Raw genomic sequence first — 26,040 nt, 5'->3', positions numbered from 1 at the left:
AATTCTAAGATGACTCCCTGCCAAAACACCATCGCGTTCAGCCGAGCGTTTACGCGAATGCTGCGCATATCGGAGACAAGTCACATGACAGTGAAGCCCAACCTCATCGGCGGGGAATGGCGCGAAGGATCGAGTTCGATCGAGAGCATCAATCCGTCGGATACACGCGAAAGCATCGGGCATTACGCGCTCGCGGATGCGACGCAAATGCGCGAGGCGGTCGCTGCGGCACGCGCAGCGCAACCTGCGTGGAGCGCCACGACGACCCAGGTGCGCAGCGATCTTTTGCTGAAAACGTCGATCGAACTCGCCGCCCGCAAAGAGGAAATCGGCGAACTGGTGTCGCGCGAAGCAGGCAAGACGCGCGCGGAAGGTATCGGCGAAGTGTTGCGCGCCAGTCAGATATTTCAGTTCTTCGCAGGCGAAGCCGTGCGCTATGGCGGCGAGAACCTGCCATCGGTGCGCCCCAACATTAACGTGCAGATCAGTCGCGAGCCGGTGGGTGTCGTTGCGTTGATCACGCCGTGGAATTTCCCCATTGCCATTGCCGCGTGGAAACTCGCACCGGCGCTCGCGTTCGGCAACACCGTTGTGCTCAAGCCTTCGGAAGAAACCCCCGGCGTCGCGTGGGAGCTGTTTCGCGTGCTGGAGCGCATTGGCTTGCCAGCCGGTGTCGCGAATCTGATCAACGGACGCGGTGCGGATGCCGGTGAGGCGCTCGTCGAAGGTGTCGACGCACTGAGTTTCACTGGCAGCGTGCGCACCGGCAGGCGTCTCGCGCAAAGCGCGATCGCCAACATGGTACGGGTCCAGCTGGAAATGGGCGGCAAGAATCCGCTCGTCGTTCTCGACGATGCGGACCTGGGTGTCGCCGTGGAATGTGCGCTGAATGGCTCGTTCTTTTCGGCAGGACAGCGTTGCACCGCATCGAGCCGCCTGATCGTGACCGATGCGATCCACGACCGTTTCGTCGACGCGCTGCGCAAACGCATGCGCTCGCTGAAGATCGGCCACGCATTGACGGCCGGTACGGACATTGGGCCGCTCATCAACCAGCGTCAACTGGACATGGTGCAAGGCTACATCCAGACCGGACGCGACGAAGGCGCGGAACTGGTCGAAGGCGGCCAGTTGTTGCAGCCCGGCACGCCCGGCTTCTTCATGCAGCCCGCGTTGATGACCGCCACGTCGAACAGCATGCGCATCAATCGCGAGGAAGTGTTCGGTCCGTTCGCGACGGTCATCCGCGCAGCCGATTACGACGAAGCGCTGGCGCTCGCCAACGACACCGAATATGGCCTCTCGGCGGGCATCTGCACGAGCTCGCACAAGCACGCGAGCCACTTCCGCCAGCACGTCAGAAGCGGCCTCGCGATGATCAACTTGCCGACTGCGGGCCTCGACTATCACGTGCCGTTCGGCGGCACCAAGGCATCGAGCTACGGTCAGCGCGAGCAGGGTACCTACGCGGTGGATTTCTACACGAACAGCAAAACGGCCTACGTCGGTTACTGAACCGGCCGGCCCTCTCTGATAACGATGGACGACAACAGGACCTGGATGATGGAAAAGATCGGATTTATCGGCCTCGGCCGCATGGGCAAGCCGATGGCGGCCAATCTGCGCAAGAAGGGCTTCGAGTTGGTCGTGATGGATTTGAATCGCGCGGCCGTGGCGGAACTGGTGGAGTTGGGTGCGCGCGCAGGCGAAAGCGTCGCGCAGATCGCGCGCGACTGTTCGATCGTCGTGACGATGCTGCCGAGCTCGGTGGAAGTGGAGCAGGTTGCGCTGGGCACCGACGGCATCTTCGCCAACGCCACGCGCGGCAGCGTGCTGCTCGATATGAGCACGATCGATCCGCTCGCCACTGACCGGCTGGAAGCGCGAGCACGCGAGCATGGTCTTTCGGTGGTTGACGCACCGGTGGGCCGTCTTGCCGAGCATGCGGACCGTGGGGAATCGCTCTTCATGGTGGGGGCGAGCGACGCAGATTTCGCCCGCGTCAAACCCTTGCTCGACGCGATGGGCACGACCGTCTATCACTGCGGCGCCGTCGGCACCGGTGGGCGTACCAAGCTCGTCAACAACTACGTCGCCGTCACGTTGTGTCAGATGAACGCAGAAGCGCTTGCGTTGTCGCAGCGCTTCGGCCTCGACATCACAAAGACGTTGCAGGTGCTCTACGGCACCTCGGCGAGCAACGGCCAGCTGCGAATGAACTTCCCGAACAAGGTGCTCGCGGGCGACACCACGCCGGGCTTCACGATCGACCTTGCGCACAAGGACATGGCGCTGGTGCTCGGCGCCGCGCACGCAGCGAAGGTCCCGATGCCCGTGGCGGCGGCCGTGTTCGAGTCGTTCAGTCTCGCGCGAGCCAGTGAGTATGGCCGCATCGACTTTTCCGGCATTGCCGACGCGATCTGCGATCTGGCGAAGATCGAACGGGCGCGTGTGCCGAAGGGCTGGACCGCTTCCTGAATATGAAGACATGGCTTGCAGACTCATGACGAAGACCGGGCGCGGGCAGGCATGAACGTGCCCGCTTCGCACCCCTAGGGGATTATCCGGATCAAAAACTCAAAATATGTACACAGATTGTAAAAGTGTTTATATTAACAATTCAACCCCACGAAGGGTAAGTCAAGGAGACAAGCATGTTGACTCAGACCAGTCCCACACTGGCGGACGGCACCAAGGTCGCTGATCTGGTGAACGTCGAAACGCGAGAGGTGCAGATGCGCACGCTCTCGGACCCCGAACTGTATGAACTGGAGATGGAGCGGATTTTTGGCAAGACATGGCTGCTGCTCGGCCATGAAAGCGAAATTCCGGATTCCGGCGACTTCATGGTCCGTGACATGGGGTCGGACTCGGTGCTGGTCACGCGCGACAAGACCGGCGAGATTCACGTCATGCTGAACGTGTGCTCGCACCGCGGCATGCGCGTCTCCACGCTGGACGCCGGCAATACGCAAATCCACACCTGCATTTACCACGGCTGGGCGTTTCGTCCGAACGGCCAGTTCCTCGGTGCGCCGGTCGAGAAAGAATGCATGCACGGCAAGATTCGCAGCAAAGACGAGCTCTCGCTGAAAAAGGCGCGGATGACGCTGTACGGCGGGCTGATCTTCGCGACATGGAATCTGAACGGCCCGTCGTTCGAGGAATTCCTCGGCGATGCGAAGTGGTATTACGACATGCTGTTCAAACGCAGCGACAAGGGCATCGAAGTGCTCGGGCCGCCGCAGCGCTTCATCGTGCGCGCCAACTGGAAGGCGGCGGGCGAACAGTCGTCGGGCGACGGTTATCACACGCTGACCTTGCACCGCTGGCTCGGCGAAGTGGGCGCGTATTCGAAAAAAGATGAAAAGGGCGGCGATCTGAGCCCGGAAATGTATGGCGTCGAAATCAGTTCGCCGCACGGCCACGCGCTGCGCTGCATCGATCTGGGTCGCAAGATTCGCCGTCTGACCGGTCTCGATCCGGATCAGTTGACGGTCGAACAGAAGCTCGACGTGCTGCCGCCCGCGGGAATGACCAAGGAAATGGTCAGCCAGCTCAAGCGCAATCTGAACGAAGGCCAATTGCAGGTGCAGACCTCGATGCCGCCTCAAGTGGGCGGCATGTTCCCGAACGTACTGTTCGGTTTCCTCTATATTCCGCAGGCCGACGGCTCGGTGATCGGCTCGATCACGCTGCACGCCTATATTCCGCGCGGACCGGACAAGCTCGAGTTCGTCAACTGGGTCTTCGCGGAAAAGGACTGTCCGCCCGAGGTGCGCGAACAGATGCTCAAGCAGACCATCCAGTTGTTCGGTACGTCGGGCATGGTCGAGCAGGATGACTCCGACACGTGGCCGCATATGACGCTCGCCGCCAAGGGCGCGCAGGGCAAGAAGCAGACGCTCAAATATCAGGCGATATACGAAACCGGCGCGCCGGCGGGGTGGCCTGGTCCGGGTATCGTCAACGAAGGCTTCACGAAGGACGACACACAATGGCACTGGTGGCTGCACTGGCGTGAACTGATGACCTCGGAAAGCTGAGCGCTACGCGTCAATCAAAGCCATTCAAGGAGACAGTGTGATGAGCGAAGTAAAAGAAGCCGTAGAGCAGGCCGCAGCGCAGCAACGCGCTCGCGTGCCGCTCGGTTCAGCTGTATATAACGCGGTGGTCGACTTCCTGTATGACGAGGCGGTCCTGCTCGACGAGATTCGCCTGGAAGAATGGGGCGCCACGCTGGCGACCGATCTCGTGTATGCGGCGCCGCTGCGGCAGACGCGCCCGTATGCACAGCATGAGTCATCGGTTATTCGCACGATGCAGCACTATCACGACAACTATCGCTCGATCATGGGGCGGATCATGCGCCTCACGGGCACCAAGAGCGCATGGGCCGAAGACCCGCCGTCGCGCACGCGGCGTCTTGTCACCAACGTGCTGGTGTACGAAGGCGATGCGGCCGGCGAATACGTGGTGCGCAGCAATCTGCTGGTGACGCGCAGCCGTTTCAACTTTGACGAGATGGATTTGATCAGCGGCGAGCGCCATGATGTGCTGCGTCGCAGCGGCGAAACGTTCAAGCTGGCGCGCCGCGAGATCATTCTCGATCAGGCTGTGCTTGGCACGCCGAATCTGGCGATCTTTCTATAGCCGTTACCGTTTCTCCAGGCTTCGCGAGCCAAGGAAGTTGCCCCCTGTTTTCGGGGGCTTTTTTATGGTCTGCGATTACTGGTGGCTCATTCGTCGAAGGCTAGCCACGCCTGGTCGGCCGCGCATAGGTCGGCGGGGCGCGTGGCGAAGTCCAAGGTCGAACCGACGATGCGAATCGCCTGTTCGGCTCGCACCGGCTGCTGTGCAAAACAGTTACCGTTGGGGCGCGCATGCACCTGAGCGTCGAGATTCATACCTCGCCCTTTGGCGATGCCCGTCGCGCGTCTGAGCACCAGAGCCGCTTCGGCTTCTTCGCTCGATAGCGTAGTCAACGCCCAGCGTGCCATACCGTGATACAGATCGATGCCCGCATACGGTGGCGGTCCCTGAATCATCGTGCCCAAAACATTCCATTCGAGTAACGGGACACCGTCACGCGCGAGCGTCGAATGGGTGTGATCGTTTACCCGCATCGGCACCTCGATGTCGTATTGACGTCGCAACGTACCGCGCGCCGCCGCGGCGATCGCCAGTCCGGAGAGTTCGAACAGATGGGTGCATTGCTCGCTGGCGTCCGCTATGCGCGTGACTTCGTGGGCCGTTTGCGTGAGCGCCATGCCGACCAGCGCCTGCAATCGCCCGGCGGCTTGCGCACACAGCGTATAGGGCCGGCGCGGCGATGCGGCCTCGATGGAGGTCACCTGTCCACGCGCGCTGGTTACTTCGACGCGGAAGTGATGAAAGTCGTCTTCGAGTGCGGCGCGCGTCACGCGCTGTGACGTCTCGGTGCGACTGCGGATGACGATGCGGCGCCTGAACATGAAGAGACCCTCGAAAACAGCGTAAAAACAGCAGCGATACCCGATTGCGGGCTGCAAAATACTGACACTTTTATTCTTAAAGTGTACGATATATTAAATTGTGTTCAACAAACAAGAGGCGTCGGCATGGCATTGCTTAAGGAGAGGGTGAGTCTCGTCACGGGTGCCGGCGGCGGCATTGGCCGCGGCGTCGCACGGGCATTCGCGCGCGAGGGCGCGGCCGTGGTGATTGCCGAGATCGACGAGAAAACCGGCTTGCAAGTCGAGCGCGAAATCAAGGAGATCGGCGGTCGTGCACTGTTCGTCAAGACCGACGTGACCAGCAAAGCTTCGATCGAAGCAGCCGTGCAGCGCACCGTAGCGCACTTCGGCAGCATCGACATTCTCGTCAACAATGCTTTTATTCCCACGCCCAACGTACTGTTCGAAGACAAGACCGACGAGATGTTGCAGCAAACCCTGACGTCGTCACTGTGGGCCACCTGGTGGGCCATGCGTGCGGTGATGCCGCATATGCGCGAGCACCATTGGGGCCGCATCGTCAACTTCTATTCGATCGACACCGAGACCGGCGCATGGCTGCATGCCGATTACAATACCGCCAAGTCGGGCATCGTCGGTTTGACGCGTAGCGCGGCTTCGGAGTGGGGGCGCTTCAATATCACCGTGAACGCGATCGCGCCGACGGCGATGGGCGCGACGTTCTTCAAGCTGGCCGAAGAGAATCCCGGCTTTGCCGAGCGTTCGGCCGCGGCGCGACCGCTCGGTCGCTGCGGCGATCCGGAAGAAGATATCGGACCGGCAGCAGTGTTTCTCTCGTCGGAGATGTCGCGCTTCATCACCGGCGAGACGCTGCATGTGGACGGTGGCCTGCATTTGCCGGGCTACAACTCGCGGCCGGCCAACGTGCCTGTGCGCGAATATTGAGTAATGGTCCGGGCACGCGGCTGAGTACGAAAGCGGGTCGTATATATAAAAAAAGGGGCCCCGCGGGCCCCTTTACTGCTAGTCATTGACGAAACTGAACACGGTCAGCGTTTGGCCACCTTGATGTCGGTCGCCTCGATGTCCCAGGTGGACGCCGTCTTGCCCTCATCGCGGAGCTGATATTTCAGAATGCGGCCTTGTGGGTTTTTCGGCAGCGTCTCGCGAAACTCGATGTAGCGCGGCAGGGCGTAATATGGAACGGCGTCGGTGGCCCAGTGGAACAGGGCTTCGGCGGTTAGCTCGGCACCCGGATTCAGAATGGCGGTGACTTTGACGTCGTCCTCGCCTTTGTCCGATGGCACGGCATGGACCGCGACCTCGGCGATATCGGGGTGGCGTGCAAAGGCCGATTCCATCTCGAAGCTGGAAATATTTTCGCCACGGCGGCGCAAATAGTCTTTTTTGCGGTCTACGAAATAGAAGAATCCATCGTCGTCGAACTTGCCTATATCTCCGGTATGGAACCACATGTTGCGCATCAGCTTCAGCGTCTCCTCAGGACGGCGCCAGTAGCCCATGAACATGATGTCCGGTCGCAGCGGACGGCAGATGATTTCGCCGGGCGTATTGGCCGGCAGCTCGCGGTCGAGATCGTCGACGATTCGCACGTCGAAGTCGGCTATGCGTTTGCCGGACGACCCGGGCGCTGCGTATTCGCCACCCGGCAGCGAGGTGATTACGCATGCTTCCGTGAGGCCGTAGCCGTTGCCACCCACCTGCCTGGCGCCGAAGCGCTCGCGCCAGACCTTCTTGTTTTCTTCAGTGAACGGATTGCCGCGCACCGTATGAATCTGGCCGAAGCAGCGCTTTGCCGCCTCGTGATCCGGCGCATTGGCGAGCAGGCCGCCCATGCCGCCGAGAATCGAAGCAATGGTCGCGCCGCTGCGCTCGACTTCGGGCCAGAAATTGGACACCGAGAAACGCGGAATGATCGCCACGCGCGCGCCGACCAGAATATTCGACAGGATGCCCACCGCCAGTGCGTTCATGTGAAACAGCGGCAGCGGCGTGATCGTCACGTCGTTGGCGCTCGCGGGGCCGGCGCGCAATTGCAGGCGCGCCAGATTACACATGAAGTTGTAGCTGATCATGCAGCCCTTGGACGGGCCGGTGGTGCCGGATGTATAGATCAGACTGGCGAGGTCCCACGGCTTCGGCTTGCGCTCGAAGGGCGTGTCGTCATGACCGCGATGGGCGTCGAGCGGCGCAAGCGGCAACGGTCCGCAGGTGGTGGCGGTGACGGCGGCGGCGCCCGCATCGGTGCTGCGATACAGCACCTGTCTCACTTCGGACAATTGCGCCGCCACGGCGGCGATCCGATCGAGATAGTCGGCTTCGCAGATCACGAGCGGCGCGCCGGCGTCGGCGATCTGATGGCGCAGGAATTCGCCGCGCAATGCCGTGTTGATCGGCACACTCACGGCGCAGAGTTTGTTGACCGCCAGCCACGAGATCACGGCGTCGACGTTGTTGTCGAGCATCGTGACGACGGTTTGTCCGGCCTGAACCCCGAGCGACGCCAGCGAGTGGGCGAGGCGCGTGGAAAGACGGTCGACGTCCGCGTAGGTGTAGAGCGCACCCGAAAAGTCGAGCAGAACCCGGTCCGGATGCGCCGCGACGGCGCGCTCGAGTGCGGCGATAACAGTGTCCTGTTCGCCGAGCGACCACGTCTCTGCTCTTCCCATACCAGCCATATCAACCTCTCCGAAAATGAACTGGGCGTGAACCGGGCGACCTGCCCACAAATTCTAACCCGAGAATTGAATTCTAGTGTTTGTATTCCTATCCTGATCTGCGGGGAAACCCGCACAATTTTCTAAAAACTATTCAACTTATGGCTAAACAGACCACTCCATCGAAAGCCGGCACGTCGAAGATCGCTGTCAAACAACCGGCGAAGAAACGCGCCGTCGCCGAGAAGCGCAGCAAGAGCGCGGCGCAGTCGGTGGCGTCTGCGCCAAAGGCACGCAAGAGCAGTGCGCCTGCCGTGCAAGCCGCGCCCGCTGTGCCTCCAGCGCCTGCGGCCGCACCCGCTGCAGCCGCAGCGGCCCCGCGCCGTCGGCGCAGCAATCGCCGCTCTGAGCAGACCATCGACAACATCTTTGCCGCGACGGAAAAGGTCGTGCTGGAGTCGGGTGCGGACCGTATTTCCATTCTTGAAGTGTGCGAAACGGCGGGCGTGTCGCGGGGCACGTTCTACCGTTATTTCGCCTCGCAGGACGAACTGCTCGAAGCTTTTTCGCGTCACAAAAGGGAGAACTTCCACAAGTCGCTGGCTGAACTGCTGGTGCGCTATCCGGATCCGGACGAGCGCTTCGACGTCGTCATCAACTACCTGCAGGACTACCTCGACGCGGGCAATTCCCGGCGCATGTTGCTGGTTGCACCGGAGTTCGCACTGCGCTTTTTCAAGCGCATCTTTCATGACGCCGTGGTGCGCTTTCAGGACTTGCTGTCGCCGGTGTTCGACGCATGGGACGAACGTCTGGGCGTCAAACTCGATCGCGAACTGATCTGCGACCTGCTGATCCGTTTTGTCATGAGCGAACACCTCGTGTCGAATGAATCCGAGCGGGGCGCGATGCAACGCCGTATCGGCCGTCTCATCGATTCGATCCGCTTCGGCGGCGTCACGAGGGCGCGCCGCTAAGCGTATGACGTTCACGCACGCCGCGGCTTCCAGCGGCCGCCTTGCCGCCGGCTTTCTCGCCGGGGCCGACGCGTCGCCACGCAGGAATGCCAGCGGCAACAGAGACGGACAGCAAACCGAAGGCAGGCATTGAGGAGCCCGCGTAAACATTAATTTGAACACATTTGCATTAAGTGACTAATATTGGCATGATGTCGAACAGTCTGATCTGCTTCGCGCATCTGGCTTTCGTGCGTCCGGGTGTCGGTGAACCGCAGACAGGTCTATCCCACATCGGCGCCGTCGAGCGCCAGGAGACATCATGCTCATCGACCTTCATGCCCACGCCCCGCATCCGGGCTACTACAACCAACATCCCCACTGGGGCCCGTTCTTCGAACAGCACGAGGACGGCGACGTCAAGCTGCGGGTGGGCGACTGGATCCTGACGCTCGGCTCACCGGAGCGCAAAGCAGCCGTACGGTCCGGCAAAGGGCTGAAGCTGGACGAGTACTTCGCGCGTTGGGCCAATCCGAACGTACGTCTAACCGGTATGGATGCCGCCGGCCAGAATGCCCAGGTGGTGTCGGTGCCGTCGCATTGCTACATGTACTGGGCGGAAGCGGACTTCTCGGTGCGCTACGCGAAGAAGGTCAACGACACGCTCGCCGAATACTGTTCCGCCGCGGCCGATCGTCTAATGTTCTGGGCGCATGCGCCGCTGAACGTGCCCGAAGAGGCTGCGAAGGAAATCCGCCGTGCGTGCGGTGAACTCGGTGCAAAAGGGCTCGTGGCGGGCGGCGCCAATTTCGGCGGCCTTGAATTCGATTCGCCGGAACTCGATCCGGTCTGGCAGGCGCTGTGCGATCTCGACTTGCCGATGTTCATCCACGGTTACAACCAGTCGGTTACGTGGGGCAAGAAGGCCAACGAGGACCGCTACGAGACCACGGCAATTGTCGGCATGCAGTACGACGAAACGCGCTGCTTCTGGAATCTGATCTGCGGCGGCGTATTCGACCGCTTCCCGGATCTCAAGGTGTACATCACGCACGGCGGCGGCTATGTGCCTTACCAACTTGGCCGTCTCGCGCAGTGCAATACCAATCTCGACTTCGCGCACAACAAGAAGCCGGTGCTCGAATATCTGAAGAACTTCTATTTCGACGTCGAGTTGCATGAGGTGCCGATGCGCCAGGCGCTGATCGACATCATCGGCGCGGACCGGATTCTGTACGGCAGCAACTTCGGCGGCAGCGATGCGGTGCGTCACGATCTGACCGACGGTCTGCGTTTGTCGGAAGAAGACCTGCAAAAAATCCGCTGGCAAAACGCCTGCAAGCTGCTGCATCTCGATCCGGCGAAGATCGGCGTGCCGGCGCCGAAGCAGGCGGTGAGCGCATGAAGCTCGCGCGCTGCACGGACGGTGGCGCGCCGTTCTGGGCCGTAGTGGATACGGAACGCGGCGAAGCGACCCCGATCGCCGGTTCATTCGCCGAATGGGCGCCTGCAGTCACCGCAAGACCGAAGGACGGCCTGGATGCGCTCAAGCTCGCAGGTGCGCCGCGCAAGCTGGGCGAGTTGCGCTTGTTGCCGCCGGTTGAACGCGGCAATCGCGTGGTCGTCGCCGGCGCCAACTATGCGAAGCACCTGAGTGCCGACTTTGGCATGAAGAGCCACAGTCAGCCGGTTGCGTTCCTGAAAGCCTATGGCGCGCTGATCGGCGCGCGCGATCCGATTCGCTATCCGCCGCTCACCAAAGAACTCGACCACGAAGTCGAACTGGTCGCGGTGATCGGCGCGCGGCATGTGAACCGCGCCGATCCGCTCGCCAGTGTGCTGGGTTACACGGTAGGCAACGACGTCAGCGCGCGCGATCTGCAACGCAGCGGGCCGCCGGGCGTCGGGATGGATCTGTTCGCCGCGAAGAGTCAGGATCGCTCGACGGGCCTCGGCCCCTGGATCATCACGCGCGACGAATTCGCGGCTGGCAGTCCGGCGTTGCGCATGACGCTGAAAGTGAACGGCGATACGCGTCAGGATGCATCGTCGGGAGAGATGACGTGGGACGTGGCCGCGCTGATACGCTTCGTTGACGAGCGCTCGAGCTTCGAAGCGGGGGATGTGCTGTTCACCGGCTCGCCAGAGGGTACGGGCCAGGGGACAGGCCGTTTCCTGAATCCCGGCGACGTGGTGGAAGCCTCGATCGAAGGCATCGGCATATTGCGCAACGTCGTATCGGCATACGAATCAGCATGAAGGGAGACAGCGGTATGACTTTGAAAAACAACAAGGTGGTAGTGGTCGGCGCGGGGTTGATGGGCACCGGCATCGCGCATGCGTTCGCGAGTTCGGGGTTCAGCACGGCACTCGTCGACACGGACGAAAATGCGTTGGAACGGGCCCGGAAGGGCATCAGCAAGATTCTCGACGAAGGCGTGCGCCTCGGCAAATTTCAGGTCACCGCGGCCGATGCCGCCAAGGCGCGGCTCGCTATCAAGACCGATGTCGCCGCTGCTGCGGACGGTGCACATCTGCTGATCGAAACCGTGTCGGAGAAACTCGCGGTCAAGCAGGCAGTGGTCGCGCATGCGGCAGAGGTCATGGCCGACGGCGCGCTCTATGCGACCAACACCTCGGCGCTCAGCGTGACCGAGATTGCCACGGCGGTGGCGCATCCCGAACGCGTGATCGGCATGCATTTCTTCAACCCCGTGCACAAAATGAAGCTGGTCGAACTGGTGCGCGGCCTTGCCACCAGCGACGAAACCGTGGCGCTTACGCGCGAGTATTCGGACGCGATCGGCAAGACGTCGATCATCGTCAACGAATCCCCCGGTTTGACGACGAGCCGCATGTCGGCGCTCGCCGGCAATGAGGCCATGTGGATGTTGCAGGAGGGCGCGGCCAGCGCGGAGGATATCGATACTGCGCTGCGCCTCGGCTTCAATCATCCGATGGGGCCACTCGAATTGGGTGACCTCACCGGCTGGGATACGCGCCTGTCGGTGTTGAGGTATCTCCATCAGACGCTCGGCGACAAGTTCCGCCCGTGTCCTCTGATCATCAAGATGGTGGCTGCTGGGCGCCTGGGGCGCAAGACCGGTCACGGCGTGTATCGCTACGAAGACGGTCAGCGGGTCCCCGGCTCGGGTCTGAAAGGGAGTTCGCTATGAGCGGCGATGTCGTGATCGTCGGTGCGGCGCGCACGCCGATCGGCAAGTTTCGCGGTTCGCTTGCCGGCGTGCGCGCCGATCATCTTGGTGCGCATGTGATCGACGAACTGGTCAAACGCGTGGGGCTCGCACCCGATGTCGTCAACGACGTGATCTTCGGTTGCGTCACGCAGATCGGTGAGCAGTCGGCCAATATCGCGCGCACGTCTTTGCTTGGCGCGGGATGGCCCGACAGCATTCCGGGTCTCACGATCGACCGCAAATGCGGCTCGGGGGAAGAGGCGGTGCACGTTGCCGCCGGGCTGGTTGCATTCGGCGCGGCGGACGTGGTGGTGGCCGGTGGCGCGGAGAACATGAGCCGCGTGCCGATGGGCAGCAATCGCGACCTGCACGGCGATGCGTTCGGCTGGATGGCGAGCGAAAGGTACGAGTTGACGAGCCAGGGCGAGGCAGCCGAGCGGCTGTGTGACAAGTGGCAGCTTACGCGCGACGAGCTCGATGCGTTCGCGGTGGAAAGTCATCGTCGTGCGGCCGCCGCGGCAGCGGAAGGCTGGTTTGCGCGCGAAATCGTGCCGGTGCCGGTGCAGCGTCTGCGCGAGAATTCGAGCGAGGGCGAGGCGCCGCTATTTTTCGCGGACGAAACGATCCGTCCCGGTACCCACGCCGAGAAACTCGCGACGCTGAAAGCGAGTTTTCGGAGCGTTGGGCGGTTGACTGCCGGCAATTCGTCGCAGATCTCGGATGGCGCGTCGGCCCTGCTGCTGATGTCCGCCGGCAAAGCGAAGGCACTCGGCGTGAAGGCACGGGCGCGCGTGCGGGCGGTCGCCACCGTCGGCGCCGATCCGACGCTGATGCTCACCGGTCCCATTGCCGCGACGCGTGAAGTACTGGCGAAGGCGGGTCTCGGCATCGACGATATCGATCTGTTCGAAGTCAACGAGGCGTTTGCGTGCGTGCCGCTCGTGTGGATGAAAGAACTCGGTGTGCCGCATTCGAAGCTGAATGTGAACGGCGGGGCGATCGCGCTCGGCCACCCGCTGGGTGCAAGCGGGGCGCGCATCATGACCTCGATACTGCATGAACTGGAGCGGCGCGGCGCGCGCTATGGCTTGCAGGCGATCTGCTGCGCGGGTGGTCTCGGGACGGCGACAATTATCGAGCGGCTGGACTGAGCACGAACACCGCGTGGAAAGCACCGGAAAGGAAACGGCGCGCTATCTACAGCGCGCCGCTTTTTCATGCGGCCGAACCAGGCGACGGGAATCAGCTGCTGAAGTCAGTCAGCCGCGCACTTACTTCGCGAGTTCTGTATCGATCGCCGCCACGAGGCGCGGATCGTCCGCTGCCACATCCGGAGCAAAACGCGCAACCACTTCGCCTTCACGGTTCAGCAGAAACTTCTCGAAATTCCACAGCACTTCGACCGGATCGCCCGATTCGACGCCATAGCCTCTCAGGCGCTCGCGGAACCGACCGTCGCCGATCGCCGAAGGTTGCGCGCCCGTCAGTGCTGCATACAGCGGATGCTTGTCTTCGCCTGTTACCGAAATCTTCGAGAAGAGCGGGAAGTGCACGTCGTAGCTGGTCGAGCAGAACGCTTTGATTTCATCGTCTGAGCCTGGTTCCTGGCCCTTGAAGTTGTTGGCCGGAAAACCCAGCACTTCGAGACCGGCTGCACGCTTGTCCTGATAGAGGCTTTCCAGCCCTGTGTATTGGGGTGTCAACCCGCATTTCGACGCTACATTGACGACCAGCAGCACTTTGCCGCGATACTGCGCGAGGTTGCTGGGTGCGCCGTCGATAGTCTTAACAGGAATGTCGTAAATCGATGTGGTCATTGCGAGTCCTCGGGTTGCGGACAGATGAAAATCCTCTGACTTGCACTGTACGCGATTATGTTCGACCGCGCCCGGCGTGCTCTCCCGGCAACCGTCGGCTTACTGCTACTGCTTGATGAAGTAGCGCACGAACAGCTGGCCAGCCGCGAAGCGAAACAGCTCGACAGTCTCGATCACGCGGTCCGTGCCAATGACCACATTGCGCACGTAGCAGGCGGCCTCGTTGCCATTGATGATTTTCGCAACCGGTTCGGCGCGGATATTCGCGCGCTGGTTCTCCCACATGTGATCGAGGATGGGCCAGCCGTCTTGCGGTGGCCGTCCGACGTATTCGATCGTGAGCCCCTCTGGCGCGACGTGCCGGTAAGCGCCGAAGAATGCTGCCTTGTCGCCGGCGTTCCAGTGCTCGGTCTGATCGTGAAGGAAGGCCGCGATGGATTCAGAAGTTTCGTGAGTGGACATGGTTGCTTCGTCTGAAAATGGAACGCACCGTCGTGCGTCAAAGATCCGCGCCGCGCACGTTGCGCGCGGTGCCGTTGCGTCGATCGGATTCGCCCCAGCCAAGCCAGCGATCCGGCTCGCGCGTATCGCCGACGCGGCGCCAGCGGCCTTCCTGCTGCGCCGTAATCGGAAAGCCGCCGACGAAGTCGATCATCTCGCCTTTCGGACAGGGCAGATATTCCCACTCTTCATGCCCATCGAGCACGATGCGCGCGCTGTCCACAAAGTAGCTGCCGTCCTTGTGTTTGACGCTGCCTTCGATATCGGTGGTGGTGCGAATCTCGCCTTTGTGATTCTGGAAGATCGCGTAACCGAGATTGTCGTGACCGACCATGAAGGAGCCGGCGTCCCACGTGCCGTCCTTATAGACGGTCGCGAATGACCACCAGATCACATGCATCTTGTTGTTGACGACCAGATCCTTCTTGAAGTGGATCGCGCCGCCTTCGGCCATATAGGCCTGGTCGAAACACATCAAACCTTTGACCTGACGGCCGTCGCAGGTACCGGCGATGTCGTAGATCTGCGAAACGTAGAACGTACCCCAGTCGGAACCCGGGAGATACCACTGCATGCCCTGGCCTAATAGCGGCCCGCTCAGATCGAACAGACCGTCTTCTTTCCAGCTCAGACGTTCGCCCGATGCAGTCAGTCGCCACGCCGCGCCGGGTTCGCCTTCAAGGCTCGACCAGCAGGCCGTATCGCCTTCGAGCCAGCGCCGCGGAAATAGCGTCATCGCACGTGGCTCGATGCGCGACTTGTCGATGCGTAAATGCTTGCCGTCCACCTGCGTGGAAAGGTAGACGAACTTTGTCGGATTCGGCGTGCTGCCCGGTTCGTTGACGGCGCGGACGAACGCATAGATTTCGCCGTTGTCGTCGCGCACGCAGCCGAATGGCATGCCCTTGGTCAGTTGCAGTCCGTAAAAGCCGCGCAGGTCGTGCATCGCGCGGCCACTCACTTTGTGTGGCGCCACAAGGGTCTGAAACGTGAAATTGCCGCGTTCGGGAAGAGTGTCGAAGTGCATCATGGTTTTTTCGAGGGAATTCGTGCGGTAAGGATGCGCGAGATGCAAGTGCGCCGATAAAAAACGCGCTGTCAGCCCCAGAATCAGTCCCAGATGACCGGCACGGACTTCGCGCCACGCAACTGTGCGCCGGCAATTTTCGGTGCCGGTTTGCTGGGGTCGAGCCGCACGTTCGGAAACAGATCGAGAATCGCATTGACCGCGCACTGCAATTCCACCTTGGCGACAAACTGGCCGATGCACATATGCGTGCCGAAACCGAAGCCGAAGGAGGGCCGTGGCTTACGGTCGATATTGAAGGTGTCCGGGTCGTCGAACGCGTCTTCGTCGCGATTCGCGGAGATCACCATGCACTGCACAAACTCGCCTTTCGTTACCTTCACGCCGCCGATCTCGACGTCGCGTGCGGCTTGGCGCACCTTGAAGGTCGCGACCGGTTCGAATCGCACGGCTTCGTCGATCAGACGCGGAATCAGCGTGCGATCTTTGCGTACCCGCTCGACCAGTTCAGGACGCTCGAGCAACAGCGTCATGATCGAGCTGAACGTGCGTGTGGTGGTCTCGCCGGCTGCGGGCAGCAGCGAGCGCACGAAGGTGGTTACCTCGTGGTCGTCGAGCATGTGGCCTTCGTACTCCGCGCGCATAAGGCGACTGATCAGGTCGTCGCCGTTGGCGCCTTCGGCGCGGCGTTGCACCACGACCTCTTTCACCGCGTCGTAAAGATGTTTGACGGCGGAGGCCGCGAGCGGTCCATAAATCTTGATCTTCTCCGGGTCGATCTGATTGCCCGCCACCATCGAAAGCGCCCACGTGGCGTATTGATTGAAACGGGCTGTGTCGTCGGTCGGGAATCCCATCAGCGCATACATCTCGCGAATCGGGAAGTACAGGCCGAAGTCCATCAGTTCGGCCTGCTTTTTCGGCACCAGAGGTTCGAGAAAGTCCTGGCGAATCACACGGTCGAGTTCAGGCCGCCAGCGATTCACCGTTTCCGGCATGAATACAGACTGCAACAGGCCGCGCGCGCGACGGTGAGCGTCGCCGTCCATCGCCAGCACGATCAGCCCGTCGAAAAACGCGCCAAGGCCCTCGGCGATGAAGCCGTTGGTGAAGGTGGTGGCATCCCGCATCACGGCCAGCACGTCCTGATACTTGAAAAGCGTCACCGCGCATTGCGCCGCTTTGGCGCCCGCGTTGGTCGGCACGCCGAGCCTAGTGGCGACGAAATCGCCCTGCATCACGGGCTGCGTATGGCGCATCTCGCGGCACAGCGCCTGCAAATCGAGGTCGGGGCCGCGGAACGTGTCGGAGACGGCGTGGTAGGCCGCCTCCAGATCGAGCGTGAGGCCTTCTTGCGTGGGTGCGTTCATGTGTCTCCTCATGGGTCTCGTTTGGCCCGGCTGCACGATCGGACCTTGTGATGTGAGCGGAGGCGGTATCCGTCTTGCTGTGCAGCTTAGCGAGCAACGGCTGTACTGTCCTCTGGGTTCGTTTGACGCGCTGTCAAACTCGGCGGGATAGGGGTTCGTCGCTATAGGCGTTTCCCCCGGAAACGTCTTATATAGACATCTTGTGCATAAATGTTCAGTCTTAGGGTGCCATGTCGTACGCTCAAGCGGTGAACCCGAACGTCTCCGATCTCTACACGGTCGCCGGCAGCGGCAGGCTGGTGCGGCGCGAACGGATGGCGCCCCCGCATCTGTCAGTGGATGCCCATCTGACCACGCCATCGCTCGAAGTGAACGTGCGCACGTTTACGCTCGACGACTCGCTGGATGCCGTCTTTCGCCCGTCAATGGGCTATCTGGATCTATCACTCGATCCGCGCGAGCACGGCGCATACGGCGCCTTTCGCGGCGACGCTGGGCAGACGGCGTTTGGCCCGCTCGGTGAGAGCGTGCTGGTGCCGGGCGGTCAAACCTTCCATGTGCGTTGTGGAGCGATGCGACGGCGCGTGGTCTGCTGCATGTTCGAGGCCGAGCGCTTCGATCAGTTGCGCGACTGGCAATGGGACTCGGCCCACCTGGAACAGTGCCGCGACTTGCGGGTGGCCGAAGTGCGCGCCGCGATGCTGCAACTGGCCGGCGAGGCGCACAGCCCGGGGTTTGCCAGCGCGGCGCTGGCAGAGAGCTTAATGATGTCGATGCTCGTGCATATCACGCGGCATGTTCGCGGTGTCGATGAACGGGCGAACGAAAGCGAGGGGAGCAAGCTCGCGCCGTGGCAGCTGCGGTTGATCCGCGAGCGGGTCGAGGGCGCGTATGGGGCGTCGCCGGGTGTGATGGAGCTGGCACAGGCCTGCCATATCAGCGCGCGACACCTCTCGCGCACTTTCAGGAACAGCACTGGCATGACGCTCAGCGCGTTTATCGCCGACGCGCGCATCCGCCAGGCCAAAGGACGCCTGGCCCATGCCGACGTGCTGATCAAAACGGTCGCCTACGAATGCGGCTTTGCCAGCGCGGCGGCATTCGGCGCGGCGTTTCGCAAGGTGACCGGGCGTACGCCGCGCGCCTACCGGCTCGAAATGTTGGGCTTGCAAACGGCTCCGGAACGCGACATGTCCGTTCCACGATAGTTTGACCGCGTGGCGCGACAACTAGCGGTTCTGTTCGGCGGCTCGTTTTCATAGCATTCAGACACGCACCGCGAATCAGTCTGTGAGCGGTCCGAATAGTCCAACAGCCCGAACGGAGACACCATGTCCACGCTGTACAAGCAGCTCCTTGCCGATCCCGCCGCGCTCGTCACCGCGTGCTACGACGACGCCTTCCGTTTCACCCAGCAGCAGATCCACGACATACAACTGAGCGGCGCGCGCCTGCGGTTCGGCGAAATGCGCACGAAGATTCCGGTGCTGGAGCGTCTCGCCGCGGAACAGGGTGTCGACACGATCGAGAGCATCGATGACGTCGCCCCTTTGCTGTTCGCACATACGGTGTACAAGTCATATCCGCTTTCGTATCTCGAACGCGGGCAGTTCGACAAGCTCACGCGCTGGCTTAACGGTTTGACCACTGAAGACCTGAGCCACGTCGACGCATCCGGCATCAAGCTGATCGACGACTGGATCGATCTGCTCGACGCGCAAACGAATCTGCGCGTGTTCCACACGTCAGGTACCACGGGGAAGCTGTCTTTTCTGCCGCGTACCGATCGCGAGTGGCGTCAGAACATCACGCTGTCGGCAAGCCGCATTCGCGACTGGCGCGCTCCAGGCAGCGGCCCGGATCTGATTGCAAACCCGCGTCCATTGATCGCGCCGACTTATCGCAAGGGCGCGAGCGCGGCCGCGCGCGGGAGCGGCTATCAGGTCGAGATGTACGCGGGCGGCGAGCACAACGCATTGTTCATGTATCCCGACGCGCGGTTTTCCGCGGATGTCGCCTCGCTATCGGGCCGTCTCGCTGCGGCCGAGGCGCAAGGCGAACTCGGCTCGCTGCACATCTCCGAGGCCTTGCTGGCCAAACGCGAGGAACTGGTGCGGGTGGAGCGCGAACGTCCGGAGCAGTTGCGCAAGTTCTTTGCGGAAGCGATCAACCGCTTCGCCGGGCGCGACGTCTACATGGGCGCGGTCTGGACGATCCTGTACGACACTGCTGCCGAAGGTCTTGCACGGGGAGCGCGCCAGGTGTTCGGCACCGGCAGCGTGCTGCATACGGGCGGCGGCAAGAAAGGCAAGAACATGCCGGATAACTGGCGCGAGCAACTCGTCGAGTTCCTCGGCTTCGACAACTTTTATGAGTTTTACGGCTGCAGCGAACAGATGGGTTTCTGCATGCGCTGCGAGGAAGGTCACTACCATGTACCGCCCACCACCATCGCGTTTCTGCTCGATCCGGCAACCGGCAAACCGCTGCCTCGCAAAGATGGTTTGACGGGCCGCTTCGCTTCGCTCGATCTCTTGCCTGGCACCTACTGGGCTGGCCTCGTAACCGGCGACGAAATCACGCTGCACGGTTACGAGAAACCCTGCAAGTGCGGCCGTAGCGGCCCCTATCTGCTGGCCGCGATTCGCCGCTACAGCGAGAAGGAGGGCGGCGACGACAAAGTGATTTGCGCCGGTGCACCGGCGGCGCACGATGAAGCGCTCAACTTCCTGACCGAACTTTCCGAGTAAGCCGATCATGACCACTTCCTATAACGTGCCGTTGATCATTCGCGGCAAGCTCATTGAAGGCGACGAGCTGACATTCGGCGGCCGTCGCGGCGGCGTATCGTTCACGACCCCGGATCTGAGCCGTCATGTCGACGAACTCACCCTGCGCGCGCCATCACAGATGGCGGACCTGTACACACTGAGTCTCGAGCAGATCGTCGACTATCTGGTCGAACTCGGCCAGCACCTCAATTTCGCCGACAACCGTCACTTGCAGCAGGCCTTCGAGCTGTCGTGCGCCACCTCGGGTCTGTCGGAAAGTATTTTGCGGTTTCACTACACGCGCACGCCACGCCTCTTTCAACGCGAGGAGTTGTACAACATCGTTGCGCGTTCAGTCGGCGCCGAATACCTGGAGGGCTGGGTCGAGCAGCCGGGCAGTCTGCCGGGCGTCACCGCGCGCACGCGCGCATTCGGCGCGCGCTGCGTCCACGTGATCGCGGGCAACGCGCCGGTGGTCGCGGTGCTGACGCTGATTCGCAATGCGCTTACGCGGTCCGATGCGATCATCAAGGCGCCCTCGAACGATCCACTGACGTCGATAGCGCTGGCCCGCACGATGATCGACATGGCGCCAGACCATCCGTTGACGAAACATCTAAGCGTCGCCTACTGGAAAGGCGGCAATGAAGCGGTGGAGCGGCATATCTACGATCCCCGCAAAGTCGAGAAGCTGATCGCCTGGGGCGGCTTCGATTCGGTCAGGCACATCACGCGTTATCTGCAGCCGGGGCTGGATCTGATCACGCTCGATCCAAAACTGAGCGGCACGATCATCGGCCGCGAAGCCTTCGCCGATGAGCCGACGCTGGCCAGCGTGGCGAGGCGCCTCGCGCTCGACATCGGTGCACAGAACCAGGAAGCCTGCGTCAGTGCGCGCGTGGTCTACGTGCAGTCGGGCACCGATGAAGCCGGCCTCGAGCGGTGCGCGAAGCTCGCCGAACTCACGTTTGCAGCCCTGCAGGCATTACCCGAAAACCTCTCCACGCCGCACAAGGCTTTCGATCCACTGCTGAAAGAAGAACTCGACGGCATCCGCATGATCGAGGACGACTATAAGGTTTTCGGCGGCAGAAGCAATGAGGGCGCGTTGATCGTGTCGCGCGACGGCGCGCCGGTCAGCTTTTCGCGCATCCTTGGTTGCCGGGTGGGGAATCTGGTGCCGATCGACGAGATCGACACCACCGTGCGCTCGGTCAACGCGTATACGCAGACTATCGGCATTTTTCCTGAAGCGCTCAAACACACGTTGCGCGACCGGCTTGCGTATCAGGGCGCGCAGCGACTGGTGTCGCTCGGCGCGGCGGCCACCTTGCAGCACAACCTCGACCGCCAGGACGCGATCGAGCCGATTCGCCGCACCGTGAAATGGGTTACTGAAGAGACAGCCGACCCTGTGCTGGTGGAATCGCTAGCGGGCGAAGCGCGCTCGCGCAATCAACTTTAACGAGGGATGAAGCGTATGAATTCGATCGAAGGCAAGGTGATCATGATTACCGGCGCGAGCAGCGGCATCGGCGAAGCGACGGCCAAACGGCTAGCCCGGCAGGGTGCAAAACTCGTGCTGGCCGCGCGGCGCGCTGATCGCCTGAGGCATTTGGCCGAGCAACTCGGCGGCGACGCCAACGTGTTATGGGGCCCTGCCGATGTCACGCAATCAGCCGATCTGCAACAACTCGCACAGAAGGCGCGCGAACGCTTTGGCCGCGTCGACGTGCTGGTCAACAATGCCGGCATCATGCCAGTGTCGATGATCGCGCAAGGCTGCGTCGACGACTGGAACCGCATGATCGACGTGAACATCAAGGGTGTGCTGTATGGCATTCACGCGGTGCTCGGCGGCATGCTCGAACAGGGCGCCGGACACGTGATCAATATTTCGTCGGTAGCGGGATTGACCGTGGGGCCAGGCGGTGCGGTCTATTCGGCGACCAAATTCGCGGTGCGTGCGATCAGCGAAGGCTTGCGTCAGGAATGCGCGGGCAAGGTGCGCGTCACTTCGATTTGCCCGGGGCTGGTGGCGAGCGAACTCACCGACAGCATCACCGTGCCGGCGTTCCGGGAGCGTGCGCAAAAACTGTTCGAGGGCGCGATGTCGCCAGACGTGATCGCCGACGCGATCGTCTATGCGATTGGACAACCCGAGCAGGTTGCGGTCAACGAGATCGTCGTGCGGCCCCTCGCCCAAAGCTTCTGAACGTGAGGGCGCCGCGTGTGAGAACGAAGCGCTTTTTATGCGCGATCGGCACTACAATGCATCAGCCGAACGCCGCTGTGGGCTGCGCCTGGAAAGGCGCTTTCAACCATATAGGCGGCGTTTCGTTTCCTTTTTGCATCGTGTACAGCCTATCCATGCCTTCGACGCTCAACGAAACCGCTGCGCCTTCCACTTCCACGGCGCTCACTTCGCCCTCGCGCAAGCGGGCCACGCTCAGCCGTCTACTGAAAGAGGCGCGCCGAGCGTTCTCGGAGAAAGGCCTCGCGGGCGCCCGTGTGGACGATATCGCACGGGCGGCCGGGGTGACCAAGCAGCTCGTTTATCACTATTTCAGCAGCAAGGAACAGTTGTTCGCCAGCGTGCTCGACGAGTCCGCGCAGGACGTGCTGGCCGATCTGCTGGCGCTCGAACTCGACCACCTGCCCCCGGTGGAAGCGCTGCGGGTATTTCTGCAACACGCAATCGATCAATACCGGCTTGATCCCACACTCGGTTCATTGGCACAGGAAAGTCTGCGCTTTCACGAGCACAACACGCATGGTGTCGAACGCAATCGCTTTGTCGATCTGGCGCCCGCGCTGGTTGAGCAGATGGAGCGCATCTTGCAACGCGGTGCGGCGAGCGGCGAATTCCGTGACGGCGTGGATGCGCGCATGTTCTACGCCGCGTGCGCGCTGCTCACTACCGGCGGCTTCACCAATCATTACACCGTGTCCGCAGTCGCCGGTTTCGATACAACGTCTGCTGCGGGCGCGACAGCATGGCGCGAATTCTCGGTGGACTTCGTGCTCTCCACCGTGCTTGCCCACGGCCGGCCACCATTGAAGCGGCCGGCCATGACGGCGTTAGCAGACGCCCCACGCGGCGAGAATGGCCATCACGAAGCCTGATTGCGTCGTGCCGCGCCGCTCGGCCTTGCCGAGATAGCGCTGCACGCGTTGCGCGGCGATGCGGCCCGGCATGCCATTCACGCCGCCACCCGGATGAATGCCGGCGCCGCCGAAGTACAAGCCGCGCACGGGCAACGCCGCGCCGCCCAGCCCATAAGCGGGTCGGAACTTGTTCGAGCGCATCGTGCTGGTGTCGATGTGCACCACGCAACCGTTGACCGTGTTCAGCCGCTGCGTGAAGTCCGGGGCCGCCTCCATGCGCCGCGCGATCTCGAACTCTTTCAGGCCGTCCACGTACTCGCTCGCCTGGTCGATCACCTGCTGCGTGACGCGCTCGCGAATCGCGTCCCAGCCCTCGCGCGGCTGGGTCGGCATGGCGGGAGGGTACAGATAGACTGTGTCCTGCCCGGCCGGGGCTTGTGACGGATCGACTGCACTCGGCGCCGCGATCGTCAGATAGGGCAACGTCGGCACTTCGCCACGCGCCGAAGCGCGGAAGTTTTCCAGCACGGCCTCCGTGGTGCCGATCAGCAAACAGGTTTTGCGCAGATCGAGACCGTCGTCGCGTTTTGCCTCGAACCGCTTGAGCGAAATCTGGCCGCGCAGGGCCATGTCGACCTTCAGCGGCGACGCGCCATGCGCATTGGCTGGTGCATGCGCGATGCGCGTCAACAGGCGCTTTTCGACCCGGCCGGGCGTAACCAGATCCAGCGCGACCTTGGGATGACAGCTCGCGATGACAGCATGCGCATAGAACGTTCGGCCGTCGGCGAGACGCACCCCACGCGCTGCGTGGTCGTCCGCGATGATCTCAGCGACGTTTGCCGATGTCATCACTTCACCGCCTAGTTCCCGCAGCCGAGCGGCCATCGCGTTGGACAAGGTCTGCATGCCGCCCACCACGCGGCCCACGCCGAAACGGTGCAAAAAGCCGAGCAACGCGTAGTAGATGCCGCTGCCGTCAGCCGTGATCGGACCAGCAAGGCCGGTCAGGCAGCACATCGCGGAGATCGTGACCGGATGCTCGAAATGCTCCTGCGCGGCCTGAAAGGCGGACCCCGTAAGGAGCGCCATCAATTCGGGCTTCAGTTTGCGATTGCGCAGCGCCGCCTTGAAAGCCTCAAATTTCGCGCCCAGATTTTTATCGGCAGGGTCGACGCGCATCATCGGAACTGCCATGTCGATGAAGGCGAACACGACCTTGATGAAGGAGAGAAACGCGTCGGCGTCTTTCGGGCTATAACGGCGAATCTCGGCAGCGGTCTTCTCCGGATCGCGCCAGAACACCAGCGAGGTGCCGTCCGGATGCAAATACACGTAGCCCGGCGTCAGTTCGATCTGGCGAAAACCGTGCCGCTCCAGCTGCAATTCGGCAGGTACGCGTGGATGCACGCGCATGGACATCATGTCGAGCGCACACGGGTGAACCATGTGCTGCGGCGCGCCTTCCAGCAGATAGCCGGATGAAGCCATGCCGCCCACCTTGTCGAGCGCTTCGAGCACCAGCACCTTCTTGCCTGCCTCGGCGAGATAGCAGCCCGCGGATAGCCCGTTGTGGCCGCCGCCGACGATCAACGCGTCGTAAGTTACTTCTGTTGCCATGTGTCTCCGTCCTTTTGTTGTCAGGGTGCATGGGCGTTTGCGTCGATCGCGGCGCGCGCCTTTTGTCTTGCCTCCATGTCTTAAGTGGATCACAATCTGCAAAACTGTTCAATATAATGCGTTGACCAGCGGTCAAACGGTTATCAGACCGAGCCCTAAGGTCGCGCGCCTAATATCAACGATGGAGACAGGCATGAGCACACCCGCCGCAGCAACTTCGCTCGAGAGCGCCTTCGCCGGCGTCGCGGACAACTACAAAGGCAGCGACGTCGACCTGCACGCAATCTATCGCGAGATGCGCCGCAATTCTCCAGTGATCGCGGAAGACTTCATGGCCCGCCTGGGCGTGCCGAACATCGCCGGCCTCGACGCGAACCGGCCCACATTTACGTTGTTCAAGTACAAGGACGTGATGTCGGTGTTGCGCGACGCCACAAATTTCACCAGCGGCTTCATCGCCGAAGGGCTCGGCGCATTCTTCGACGGCCTGATCCTGACCGGACTGGACGGTGAAGCGCATCGCCGCGCTCGCTCGCTATTGCAACCCGTGTTCATGCCCGACGTGGTGAACCGCTGGCGCGAGACGAAAATGGCGCCGATTGTACGCAACGAATATATCGAGCCGATGGTGCCGAAGCGCCGCGCCGATCTGATGGATTTCGGCCTGCATTTTCCAATCCGTTTGATCTATTCGCTGATCGGTTTTCCCGATAACCGTCCCGAGCAGATCGAGCAATACGCGGCTTGGGCGCTGGCGATTCTGGCTGGTCCGCAAGTCGACGCGGAAAAAGCCGCTCTGGCTCGCAAAGCTGCAATGGAAGCCGCCCAGGCGCTCTACGACGCGGTGAAGATCGAAGTAACCGAAGTGCGCAAGAACGGCGCGCAAGGCGACGACCTGATCTCCAGGCTGATTCGGGCCGAGTACGAGGGCGGTCATCTCGACGATCACGAAGTCGCGACTTTCGTGCGTTCATTGCTGCCGGCGGCGGGTGAGACCACCACGCGCACTTTCGGCTCGCTGATGGTGGCGTTGCTGGAGCGGCCCGAACTATTCGAACGGGTGCGCGCGGATCGTAGCCTCGTGCCGAAAGCGATCGACGAAGCCGTGCGTTTCGAACCGGTGGCGACATTCAAGGTACGCCAGGCCGCGCAGGACACCGAGATCGGCGGCTTCAGCATCCCGAAGGGCGCGATGGTGCAATGTATCGTGTCGTCGGCGAATCGCGATGAGGAGGTGTTCGAGAACAGCGAGCGCTTCGATATCGACCGCAAGCTCAAACCCTCGTTCGGATTCGGATTCGGTCCGCACATGTGCATTGGGCAATTTATCGCGAAGGTGGAACTTGCGGTGGCGGTGAATACCATCCTCGACTTGCTGCCGAACCTGCGGCTCGATCCCGAGATGCCGAAACCAAAGATCGTTGGCGCACAATTGCGCGGCCCGCACGCAGTGCATGTGGTCTGGGATTGAGGCGCAAAAACAGGCGGTAGATTGAAGAAGGCGACCCGCGGGTCGCCTTCTTCAATGTCGCCAGGTTA

General features: G+C 61.9%; 23 protein-coding genes. 16 read left to right on the top strand and 7 right to left on the bottom strand.

Annotation, left to right across the window (positions count from 1 at the left end; all coding sequences use genetic code 11):
* Positions 1-84: 84 nt before the first annotated feature.
* The 4 genes from P3T23_RS29005 (at position 85) to P3T23_RS28990 (ending at position 4,653) form a co-directional block, all read left to right on the top strand.
* A complete protein-coding gene (locus P3T23_RS29005; RefSeq protein WP_429319530.1) occupies positions 85-1,515 on the top strand; it encodes an aldehyde dehydrogenase family protein in 1,431 nt (476 codons plus the stop codon).
* Between the two features lie 24 nt (positions 1,516-1,539).
* Positions 1,540-2,478, top strand: a complete 939-nt coding sequence (locus tag P3T23_RS29000) for an NAD(P)-dependent oxidoreductase (RefSeq protein WP_429319529.1) — start codon at positions 1,540-1,542, stop codon at positions 2,476-2,478.
* A gap of 176 nt (positions 2,479-2,654) precedes the next feature.
* A complete protein-coding gene (locus P3T23_RS28995) occupies positions 2,655-4,046 on the top strand; it encodes an aromatic ring-hydroxylating dioxygenase subunit alpha (RefSeq protein WP_429319528.1) in 1,392 nt (463 codons plus the stop codon).
* A gap of 40 nt (positions 4,047-4,086) precedes the next feature.
* On the top strand, positions 4,087-4,653 hold the full coding sequence (locus P3T23_RS28990) for a 3-phenylpropionate/cinnamic acid dioxygenase subunit beta (protein WP_429319527.1): 567 nt from the start codon (positions 4,087-4,089) through the stop codon (positions 4,651-4,653).
* A gap of 86 nt (positions 4,654-4,739) precedes the next feature.
* Here P3T23_RS28990 and P3T23_RS28985 read toward each other — a convergent pair whose 3' ends face one another.
* Positions 4,740-5,474 (bottom strand): DUF2889 domain-containing protein, encoded by a 735-nt coding sequence (locus P3T23_RS28985; protein WP_429319526.1) that lies wholly within the window; start codon positions 5,472-5,474, stop codon positions 4,740-4,742.
* A gap of 126 nt (positions 5,475-5,600) precedes the next feature.
* Between P3T23_RS28985 and P3T23_RS28980 the strand changes: the two genes are divergently transcribed.
* Entirely contained in the window at positions 5,601-6,401 is an 801-nt protein-coding gene (locus P3T23_RS28980) for an SDR family NAD(P)-dependent oxidoreductase (RefSeq protein WP_429319525.1), read from the top strand.
* Positions 6,402-6,505: 104 nt separating this feature from the next.
* On the opposite strand, the gene P3T23_RS28975 is transcribed toward P3T23_RS28980, so the two are convergent.
* Positions 6,506-8,155: an AMP-binding protein gene (locus tag P3T23_RS28975; protein WP_429319524.1), complete on the bottom strand. Its 1,650-nt coding sequence runs from the start codon at positions 8,153-8,155 to the stop codon at positions 6,506-6,508.
* Between the two features lie 140 nt (positions 8,156-8,295).
* Here P3T23_RS28975 and P3T23_RS28970 point away from each other — a divergent pair, with 140 nt between their 5' ends.
* From P3T23_RS28970 to P3T23_RS28950, 5 genes are all read left to right on the top strand, one after another.
* Positions 8,296-9,111 (top strand): TetR/AcrR family transcriptional regulator, encoded by an 816-nt coding sequence (locus tag P3T23_RS28970; RefSeq protein WP_429319523.1) that lies wholly within the window; start codon positions 8,296-8,298, stop codon positions 9,109-9,111.
* A 301-nt stretch (positions 9,112-9,412) separates the two neighbouring features.
* A complete protein-coding gene (locus tag P3T23_RS28965; RefSeq protein WP_429319522.1) occupies positions 9,413-10,495 on the top strand; it encodes an amidohydrolase family protein in 1,083 nt (360 codons plus the stop codon).
* On the top strand, positions 10,492-11,349 hold the full coding sequence (locus P3T23_RS28960; protein ID WP_429319521.1) for a fumarylacetoacetate hydrolase family protein: 858 nt from the start codon (positions 10,492-10,494) through the stop codon (positions 11,347-11,349). Before P3T23_RS28965 ends, P3T23_RS28960 begins: the two co-directional genes overlap by 4 nt.
* Positions 11,350-11,363: 14 nt before the next feature.
* The gene (locus tag P3T23_RS28955; RefSeq protein WP_429319520.1) at positions 11,364-12,266 is read left to right on the top strand and encodes a 3-hydroxyacyl-CoA dehydrogenase; all 903 of its coding nucleotides are present in this window, start codon (positions 11,364-11,366) and stop codon (positions 12,264-12,266) included.
* Positions 12,263-13,438: a thiolase family protein gene (locus tag P3T23_RS28950; RefSeq protein ID WP_429319519.1), complete on the top strand. Its 1,176-nt coding sequence runs from the start codon at positions 12,263-12,265 to the stop codon at positions 13,436-13,438. The genes P3T23_RS28955 and P3T23_RS28950 overlap by 4 nt, the downstream gene beginning before the upstream one ends.
* Before the next feature lie 120 nt (positions 13,439-13,558).
* Here P3T23_RS28950 and P3T23_RS28945 read toward each other — a convergent pair whose 3' ends face one another.
* The 4 genes from P3T23_RS28945 to P3T23_RS28930 all read right to left on the bottom strand — a co-directional run bounded on the left by P3T23_RS28945 (position 13,559) and on the right by P3T23_RS28930 (position 17,002).
* Complete coding sequence (locus P3T23_RS28945; RefSeq protein ID WP_429319518.1) at positions 13,559-14,104, bottom strand: glutathione peroxidase; 546 nt, start codon at positions 14,102-14,104, stop codon at positions 13,559-13,561.
* A gap of 105 nt (positions 14,105-14,209) precedes the next feature.
* Entirely contained in the window at positions 14,210-14,566 is a 357-nt protein-coding gene (locus P3T23_RS28940) for a nuclear transport factor 2 family protein (RefSeq protein ID WP_429319517.1), read from the bottom strand.
* A gap of 37 nt (positions 14,567-14,603) precedes the next feature.
* Entirely contained in the window at positions 14,604-15,635 is a 1,032-nt protein-coding gene (locus P3T23_RS28935; RefSeq protein ID WP_429319516.1) for a hypothetical protein, read from the bottom strand.
* An 80-nt stretch (positions 15,636-15,715) separates the two neighbouring features.
* Positions 15,716-17,002 carry a cytochrome P450 gene (locus P3T23_RS28930; protein ID WP_429319515.1) on the bottom strand — a complete coding sequence of 429 codons (1,287 nt, stop codon included), beginning with the start codon at positions 17,000-17,002 and terminating at the stop codon, positions 15,716-15,718.
* 230 nt (positions 17,003-17,232) lie between these two features.
* Between P3T23_RS28930 and P3T23_RS28925 the strand changes: the two genes are divergently transcribed.
* The 5 genes from P3T23_RS28925 to P3T23_RS28905 all read left to right on the top strand — a co-directional run bounded on the left by P3T23_RS28925 (position 17,233) and on the right by P3T23_RS28905 (position 22,899).
* Positions 17,233-18,210 carry a helix-turn-helix transcriptional regulator gene (locus P3T23_RS28925; protein WP_429319514.1) on the top strand — a complete coding sequence of 326 codons (978 nt, stop codon included), beginning with the start codon at positions 17,233-17,235 and terminating at the stop codon, positions 18,208-18,210.
* Between the two features lie 123 nt (positions 18,211-18,333).
* Entirely contained in the window at positions 18,334-19,752 is a 1,419-nt protein-coding gene (locus P3T23_RS28920) for a hypothetical protein (RefSeq protein ID WP_429319513.1), read from the top strand.
* 7 nt (positions 19,753-19,759) lie between these two features.
* Positions 19,760-21,238, top strand: coding sequence for an acyl-CoA reductase (locus P3T23_RS28915; protein ID WP_429319512.1), 1,479 nt, complete (start codon positions 19,760-19,762; stop codon positions 21,236-21,238).
* A 15-nt stretch (positions 21,239-21,253) separates the two neighbouring features.
* Positions 21,254-21,988: an SDR family oxidoreductase gene (locus P3T23_RS28910; protein WP_429319511.1), complete on the top strand. Its 735-nt coding sequence runs from the start codon at positions 21,254-21,256 to the stop codon at positions 21,986-21,988.
* Between the two features lie 155 nt (positions 21,989-22,143).
* A complete protein-coding gene (locus P3T23_RS28905) occupies positions 22,144-22,899 on the top strand; it encodes a TetR/AcrR family transcriptional regulator (protein ID WP_429319510.1) in 756 nt (251 codons plus the stop codon).
* Here the strand turns inward: P3T23_RS28905 and P3T23_RS28900 are convergent.
* On the bottom strand, positions 22,855-24,501 hold the full coding sequence (locus P3T23_RS28900; RefSeq protein ID WP_429319509.1) for a phytoene desaturase family protein: 1,647 nt from the start codon (positions 24,499-24,501) through the stop codon (positions 22,855-22,857). The genes P3T23_RS28905 and P3T23_RS28900 overlap by 45 nt on opposite strands.
* Before the next feature lie 193 nt (positions 24,502-24,694).
* Between P3T23_RS28900 and P3T23_RS28895 the strand changes: the two genes are divergently transcribed.
* Positions 24,695-25,972, top strand: a complete 1,278-nt coding sequence (locus P3T23_RS28895; RefSeq protein WP_429319508.1) for a cytochrome P450 — start codon at positions 24,695-24,697, stop codon at positions 25,970-25,972.
* Positions 25,973-26,040 lie beyond the last annotated feature (68 nt).

Source organism: Paraburkholderia sp. GAS448 (assembly GCF_050435685.1).
Classification (GTDB): domain Bacteria; phylum Pseudomonadota; class Gammaproteobacteria; order Burkholderiales; family Burkholderiaceae; genus Paraburkholderia.
Note: the sequence above shows the minus strand (reverse complement) of the source record. Positions and strands in the feature narration are given on the sequence as shown.

Coding starts and splice junctions, on each gene's coding strand:
- P3T23_RS29005 (WP_429319530.1), top strand. CDS start 85: ATGACAGTGAAGCCCAACCTCATCGGCGGGGAATGGCGCGAAGGATCG.
- P3T23_RS29000 (WP_429319529.1), top strand. CDS start 1,540: ATGGACGACAACAGGACCTGGATGATGGAAAAGATCGGATTTATCGGC.
- P3T23_RS28995 (WP_429319528.1), top strand. CDS start 2,655: ATGTTGACTCAGACCAGTCCCACACTGGCGGACGGCACCAAGGTCGCT.
- P3T23_RS28990 (WP_429319527.1), top strand. CDS start 4,087: ATGAGCGAAGTAAAAGAAGCCGTAGAGCAGGCCGCAGCGCAGCAACGC.
- P3T23_RS28985 (WP_429319526.1), bottom strand. CDS start 5,474: ATGTTCAGGCGCCGCATCGTCATCCGCAGTCGCACCGAGACGTCACAG.
- P3T23_RS28980 (WP_429319525.1), top strand. CDS start 5,601: ATGGCATTGCTTAAGGAGAGGGTGAGTCTCGTCACGGGTGCCGGCGGC.
- P3T23_RS28975 (WP_429319524.1), bottom strand. CDS start 8,155: ATGGCTGGTATGGGAAGAGCAGAGACGTGGTCGCTCGGCGAACAGGAC.
- P3T23_RS28970 (WP_429319523.1), top strand. CDS start 8,296: ATGGCTAAACAGACCACTCCATCGAAAGCCGGCACGTCGAAGATCGCT.
- P3T23_RS28965 (WP_429319522.1), top strand. CDS start 9,413: ATGCTCATCGACCTTCATGCCCACGCCCCGCATCCGGGCTACTACAAC.
- P3T23_RS28960 (WP_429319521.1), top strand. CDS start 10,492: ATGAAGCTCGCGCGCTGCACGGACGGTGGCGCGCCGTTCTGGGCCGTA.
- P3T23_RS28955 (WP_429319520.1), top strand. CDS start 11,364: ATGACTTTGAAAAACAACAAGGTGGTAGTGGTCGGCGCGGGGTTGATG.
- P3T23_RS28950 (WP_429319519.1), top strand. CDS start 12,263: ATGAGCGGCGATGTCGTGATCGTCGGTGCGGCGCGCACGCCGATCGGC.
- P3T23_RS28945 (WP_429319518.1), bottom strand. CDS start 14,104: ATGACCACATCGATTTACGACATTCCTGTTAAGACTATCGACGGCGCA.
- P3T23_RS28940 (WP_429319517.1), bottom strand. CDS start 14,566: ATGTCCACTCACGAAACTTCTGAATCCATCGCGGCCTTCCTTCACGAT.
- P3T23_RS28935 (WP_429319516.1), bottom strand. CDS start 15,635: ATGATGCACTTCGACACTCTTCCCGAACGCGGCAATTTCACGTTTCAG.
- P3T23_RS28930 (WP_429319515.1), bottom strand. CDS start 17,002: ATGAACGCACCCACGCAAGAAGGCCTCACGCTCGATCTGGAGGCGGCC.
- P3T23_RS28925 (WP_429319514.1), top strand. CDS start 17,233: ATGTCGTACGCTCAAGCGGTGAACCCGAACGTCTCCGATCTCTACACG.
- P3T23_RS28920 (WP_429319513.1), top strand. CDS start 18,334: ATGTCCACGCTGTACAAGCAGCTCCTTGCCGATCCCGCCGCGCTCGTC.
- P3T23_RS28915 (WP_429319512.1), top strand. CDS start 19,760: ATGACCACTTCCTATAACGTGCCGTTGATCATTCGCGGCAAGCTCATT.
- P3T23_RS28910 (WP_429319511.1), top strand. CDS start 21,254: ATGAATTCGATCGAAGGCAAGGTGATCATGATTACCGGCGCGAGCAGC.
- P3T23_RS28905 (WP_429319510.1), top strand. CDS start 22,144: ATGCCTTCGACGCTCAACGAAACCGCTGCGCCTTCCACTTCCACGGCG.
- P3T23_RS28900 (WP_429319509.1), bottom strand. CDS start 24,501: ATGGCAACAGAAGTAACTTACGACGCGTTGATCGTCGGCGGCGGCCAC.
- P3T23_RS28895 (WP_429319508.1), top strand. CDS start 24,695: ATGAGCACACCCGCCGCAGCAACTTCGCTCGAGAGCGCCTTCGCCGGC.